Source organism: Halorhodospira sp. 9621 (assembly GCF_022228055.1).
Classification (GTDB): Bacteria; Pseudomonadota; Gammaproteobacteria; order Nitrococcales; family Halorhodospiraceae; genus Halorhodospira; species Halorhodospira halophila_A.
In genome coordinates this window covers 1-5,909 of record NZ_JAJNRD010000056.1, presented here as the reverse complement: position 1 = coordinate 5,909, position 5,909 = coordinate 1, and the positions used below count along the sequence as shown (strand labels likewise).

Here is a 5,909-nt window from a genome sequence, read left to right as displayed (position 1 = left end):
CAACCCGTCGGCCTTTCCCTTCAAGGAGCGATTGCAGAACTCAGTGCACGACGCGGCGCCCGAGCGCTTCGCCTTCCTGCCCGCAAAGCCAGAGGACCGTGGCGAGGGGCACTGCTGTGCGACGCCGCACATGCGCAGGAAGCCCTCGATGCGGACGTTTTGTGTCACTTGGGACCGCCAGATCTGGCGAACGGCCCGAAAAGGCCGACACTCACCCTGCCCTCTGGGCTAAAGGCACTGGTCGCTAGTGGCGGGGAATGGGCCGCGCTGCAGGGCAACGAGGCGCAATCCATCGAGCAGGTTCATCTTGACCAATGCCCGAACCTGCAGAGGATCATCTTCGAGGGCCACCTGCAACACCTGGGGATTCGGAATGCCGCGGCTCTGGAGGAGCTTGTCGCCTCGGGAGATGCCGTGTGCCTAGATACGTGCGGCGACCGAAGGCGCGTCATCCCTATCGACGGCAACTGGCGACATCTGCACCTGGTGAATACTGCAGTGGAACCGTCTGTGGCACGACGGGCCCAACGCACCACCGGTCATGGCCGTGCTGTTGTTCCGGCGCTTGTCGCGCACCACCGAGGCAGTCGCGACCGAGGAAGAGAAAAACGCCTTAAGGTTGAAAGCTACCCGGCCCTGCTGGACGAGTCCGAAAGTGGTGATCAAGCCGCCGCAGAGTTGTTCCTGCGACAGGCGGGGTTGGTCGAGCGGCGCCACGCCGCGCTGACATTGCAGGGATTATCACGCCTTGCCCGGGCCCCCGCCTGCCCGGTGCAGATCGCCGAGATCTGGGCTGCACGCTGTCGGATGCGACGGCACTTATTGCCGAAGCATTCCTTCGCTTCCACGCTGTGGAGATGGGACATGCCGGACGATCAGCGCCTGGAGGCCCAGCAGGCTGACTATCAACTGGCGGTCCTCGCCCACCAGCATGGTGTCGACGTTACCGGCGCACTTGCCGGAGAGATCACCACCCCCGATGGACTGCTGGATTTACTCAAGCAGGCCGAGCCCAACCACCATGGTCTACTGGCTGTCCGCACCGTAACAGCCACCGAGCAGGAGCAACGACGGCAGTTGACCGATGCACTGCTCCACAGAGCCTTGGAACAACCCGCCTGGATTCGACGGCCGGGACGCGGCTCAATGTCGCCCCAGCGCCAGAAGGCGCTGACGGCGGCCAACTGCGCTCTGCAAGAGATCCTCCGCCGGCAGTCGCCCTCTTTGGCCAACGCCTTCGCCACAGGGCTCGGCACGCACTTCTACGGACACGAGGCGCTGCCCCTGCTCGAGCCACTTGCCGATCGTGGCCATGCGCCCAGCAAGGCGCTCGCCATGCAGATCGGATTGAGTGCTGAGCAAGACCACCCCTCCCGCCGCCGCCACACCGAGCGATCCGAACTCCGCCGGCAGGCCATGGCGGTGGCCCTTGCTCCGGCTACGGACGATACGCTCGCCTCACAGTGACTGCGGCGAACGACAACCCGCCGCAGTCACTGCTCTTTCTGCCTCCGTCAGGCTTAAGACCCACCAGTCGGGATCTTGCGGTCCTTGTCGATAGTGCGAAGCAACAGGAACACCACGACTAAAGCGGACAGGGAGGCCACGACCCCCTGCGCAAGCGTATAGGGGATCGCGAAGAGAAATGTACTCCTCAAAGCATTCCCCAGATAACCTAGCGCGAGCGCGCCAAGAAATATGCCACTGCCCCAGACCAGGTTCTCGACAGCCGCCTCCCGAACCCCTTCATCCATCATGAACAAGGGCGCGGCTGCCGCAGCATAGGTAATCGTCGCAGTCACAAAAAGTAACGCGAAAGGTACGGACAAGAAAAAATTCAGCCCATACGTGAGACCTTTAGCGCGCAATACGTAAACCAACCCTCCAGCAATGAGTAGAAAAATGGCCAGCCCTGCCAACCACGCGACTAGTGGGAGTTCTTCCATCGCCATCAAAATCAACCCTTGCGTTGTACTGCCCGGAGGTCAGCGGCATCAGCCGCTGACCAAGTCCCCATCAAGATCCTGTTCCTCCAGGCTGGATCGATAGTACTCCAAGCGCTCCTCCGCGTACTCTCGGACTGCATCCGCGGCATCGCCTTCTTCCGCATCCTCGCGGAGCCGATCAAAGAGACGGGCACTCAATCGCAGCCGCGTCACATCTCCACCCACCTGGTTAAGCTCGTCAGCCTGTTCGAGGTTCTCAATTAACTCTGAGGCACTGACAGTCTCCTCATCACCTCCGGAACCGGGCCAAGGCATCCAACTACCACCCGCCACGACATCGAGCGCCTCAATCGTCGCGGTGACGAGCTCTGGATGAGGCAGGCTCTCATGCGGTTCGCTATCCCCGCGCCGTTCGATTGCGCTCGCCGCATCAAGCGACGCGGTCAGCTCGTTCTCAAGGAAGCCAAGGATCACCATCAGGTGATCGGAGTCTTCCCGCAGCTGGAGCCATTGATCACCGACAGCCTCTTCCTCCGGAGCATGGGCATCAAGCAAATCTCGAGCATCCTCCAAAGTCGAAAAGGCATCCCCGTACTCTTGGGCACCGACGTGCTCAAAGCTGGCCTGCAGGAGGAACTCCGTCGCTTCCTCATAGCGTTCATTATCCTCCGCGAAATCGGCCAGCTCGACGAGGGCTCCGGTATCACCGGGCGTTGTATCTTGACGAATGCGTATTTGTAAGTACTCGCCTTCAGCTTCTTCCCGAACTGCTTCGTCCTCAGAGTGGCTAATAGCCTGCTGCACGTAGTGCCGAGCGAGATAGAGTTCCCGATCGTCGGTCGCTTGCTCAGCGAGAAGACGCGATAAGAGCAGCAAGCCCGGGGCATGCTCCGGGTTTTGGTGAACGAAGTATCGCAACTCATCCACCGCTCCTTCCGGATTCCTCTCGGCAAGGCTCTCAAAGTACGAAAAGTTTTCGGCTGAATAGTCAACGTCGCCGCATGCCACGGCAAAAAAACACGCAACCGCCACAATACTCACCGCCTTAACAGGGGAGATTTGAACCATATTTTTATCCTTTCCGTGGTTACCAAAACTAGACGTGGAGACGTTCACGCCTGTTCCCCCTTGCGTTTCGGACGCAACCAGTCCAGCGTCTTGCGGCCTGCATCCTCTGTTTTCTGAACAGGGGTTGTGTAGTTCAACGATTTCATCGTCTGACTAATTAACAGCCAGCTCAGCCCTACGGCGGCGAGTGGAGCGATGACGAACATTAACAAATAACTAATCACGATATTCAGAAACGCGTCCCAAGTTCCCTGTATACCGTCAGTGAAGGTAGAAACGACTTGGTCGCGCCCCGACGACGAGCTCAGATCCCGCAACGACAGGTCCGAAGCACGCTCGGAGAGTATCGCAAAGTTCTCGGTATTCTGGATCTCGGAATCGATGCGTTGCGTCTCGTAGGCAGACCCTACTGTCATCAGTATTGCCGGGAAAACAAAATAAATCACGATGCCCAGAACCATCAGGAAACGCCCAAGCCGGCCAAACAGCGAGTTGATCGAGGGCTGAAAGGCGAGCATGAAGGCTCCGAGGCCCGTTAAAAGCGGCAGGGCTGAAAGCTGGATGACCTCAAGCAGACTGATCTGCACCGCGATCAGTCCCATACTCAGAAGGAAGAAACGGAAGGCAAAAGCAACAAGCTCGTAAGGGCCATGAGCGACTAACGCCCCAAGATTTCCGGAGACAATCCCGACGCTACCCTCGACGGACTGAATCATTTCAAGTCCACTTTTCACGCCAACGAGCACAAAGGTGTTGACCGTCGCCGAGGTCATTGAGTCGTCAAGCAGCGCCCTTGCGGACTCAAAAACCATACCCCAACCGAGCCGCTCGACAAAAACACTTAGAAGGCCGCTTACAGCCAGCAGGCCAAGAACCAGAAATGCGACACGCGGCGCACCGGAGATGGCACCTCGCACCGCGAAGTAACGGGCCCAAACCCCGGTACTAGACGTTTCTTCCTTGGGTTGCTCTAAAGCTGTGGGATGGGGCGTCTCGCTCTCTTGACGCCGCTCGTTTCCTTGGTCTGTACTTGGATCATCATCCTTGGTCATAATTGGTTCTCCCGTCTTTTGCGATCCTAGCGAGTCGCCAGCACGCCGGCCGCGCTGGGCAGCGAGGCCTCCACCTGGCAGAGCGCCTCCAACGCGCAGGACACGCAGAGAACCGGCCATGGGCGTGTTCCATGCGAGCCCCCTGGCGACTCGTCCTTGTCAACAATCCGCAGACGACGGCTCATGGGCAGAACCGTCTGCCCAGCCACCCGACTTCTGCGGGCCTACTCCATAGGGCACCTTGGGGGGATGATGGAGCCCAGCAACCTTATAGCAAACGAGGCTTTGCGAAAGCTACCCGGTGCCCGCCAACGATGACACCAATAAGACGCGACAAACGACGTCGCGCCCGCTCCGGTTGAGAGCCATCGATATCGGCCCAGGTGACACGGCTTCGGCTACGGCTGCATAACATGCTGCTCGGGGAACTGGAGCAGCGCTGGATAGAGCACCACCTGATGGTTCTATATCGGGGAACCGGGAACCGGTTTCTAGCCAGTTCACGAGCCCGGCGCGCTCAAGGTCCTTATCGGTTAGATCTGAAGCCGGGAGCGCGGGGGCTTTGCCCCAATCTACGTCAGGAGTCCTTCCCGGAGCATAACCAAGAGAACACGGGGCGACGACACCTCGTGTCGCGAGTCCTGATTGCCGCTGCGAATCGGACTCGGCCTCACTCATAGGCATGCGCCGCTGCCCTTAGCTCCGCGGCAATATCCTCACGCAGCGCGTGCGGCTCAAGAACCTGCACGGCCTGACCAAAGCCCAACAGCCACCAGCGCAGCTGTGCGGTCAGCGGAACGGAGGCCCGCAGGGTGTACCAGCCGTCGTCGCAGGCCTCGATTACCTGGTCCGCGGCAAGGGGGGCCTCGCCCAGGTGCTCGGCGACACCGGCGCTGATCCGTAGCAGCAGATCGATGGGCTCACTTTGCTCGGGGAGATCGAAAGCGCGCTTGTCCTCGATGTAGGCATCCACATCGAACCCCTCGGGGGCTGCGACCGGGTCTTCGAGCAATTCCGCCGCCTCGACGCGGTGCAGGGCGAGCTGACGGACATCCGTGTAATCGCGGAGTGTCGCAGCCAGGTAGGTGACCGGGTCACGCACCACCAGCGCAAGCGGGTGCACCCGGTAGCTCTTCAATTCATTGCCGCGGCTGCGTGCTCGGTAATGGACATAGAGCTGGCGCCCTTCGAGCAGCCCCTGGCAGACCCGGTCGTACACCTCCGGCTCGATGGGCGGCGCAAGCAGCGGCTGCGAGCGGCTGATCACCCGCACTCGGTCCGGCCAGTTCGCCAACTGCGAGCCACCATGGGCCAGCACGCGCTTGGCGGCCTCGAAGTGTGGCTGCAGTGCCCGCAGGGCTTCGGGAGCGAGCAGCCCACCTAGGTGCAGCTCGGCCAGACGAAAGGCCAGTGCGGCTGCCGGTGATAGGCCGGGGACGTCGAGTACCGGTGCATCGGCCCGCCACGACCAGCGCTGCTCGTTGCCCTGACGCTCACAAAGCAAGGGGAACTCCAGCGAGAGGGTGTTGAGATCCCGCTGCACGGTACGCAGGCGGATGTCGTAGCCTTCACTCGATAGCCGCTCGTGCAACCCAGGGGCACTGACCCCTCGCGGGTAGCGGGGAATGGCCTGGAGCATCGTCCACTGGCGCAGGAGGGTGTCGGTCATCGCTCGGTCCCTGGGCGATTGGGGCGGATTCCAGCGAGCATCATGCGGGATCGGGTGGGGCTTGGCCAAGCCCATGGTCATTGGCGTGAGCGCTCCGACAGACGACACAGCGTGTCGCAGGACTGGAGCACAGTGGGGATTCGGCCGCTACACGGACCAAGGCACACCGACGAG

The 5,909-nt window shown here is 60.9% G+C and carries 5 protein-coding genes; 1 reads left to right on the top strand and 4 read right to left on the bottom strand.

The window, feature by feature from the left end:
- Window positions 1-1,467, top strand: a 1,467-nt coding sequence (locus LRF89_RS12785; RefSeq protein ID WP_238637309.1) for a hypothetical protein, incomplete at its 5' end; no start/stop codon positions are given.
- Between the two features lie 53 nt (window positions 1,468-1,520).
- On the opposite strand, the gene LRF89_RS12780 is transcribed toward LRF89_RS12785, so the two are convergent.
- The 4 genes from LRF89_RS12780 to LRF89_RS12765 form a co-directional block, all read right to left on the bottom strand.
- On the bottom strand, window positions 1,521-1,952 hold the full coding sequence (locus tag LRF89_RS12780) for a hypothetical protein (RefSeq protein WP_238637308.1): 432 nt from the start codon (window positions 1,950-1,952) through the stop codon (window positions 1,521-1,523).
- Between the two features lie 42 nt (window positions 1,953-1,994).
- Entirely contained in the window at window positions 1,995-3,014 is a 1,020-nt protein-coding gene (locus LRF89_RS12775; protein ID WP_238637307.1) for a hypothetical protein, read from the bottom strand.
- A 44-nt stretch (window positions 3,015-3,058) separates the two neighbouring features.
- Entirely contained in the window at window positions 3,059-4,066 is a 1,008-nt protein-coding gene (locus LRF89_RS12770; RefSeq protein WP_238637306.1) for a hypothetical protein, read from the bottom strand.
- 670 nt (window positions 4,067-4,736) lie between these two features.
- Window positions 4,737-5,735 carry a helix-turn-helix transcriptional regulator gene (locus tag LRF89_RS12765; protein ID WP_238637305.1) on the bottom strand — a complete coding sequence of 333 codons (999 nt, stop codon included), beginning with the start codon at window positions 5,733-5,735 and terminating at the stop codon, window positions 4,737-4,739.
- Between the last annotated feature and the right edge of the window lie 174 nt (window positions 5,736-5,909).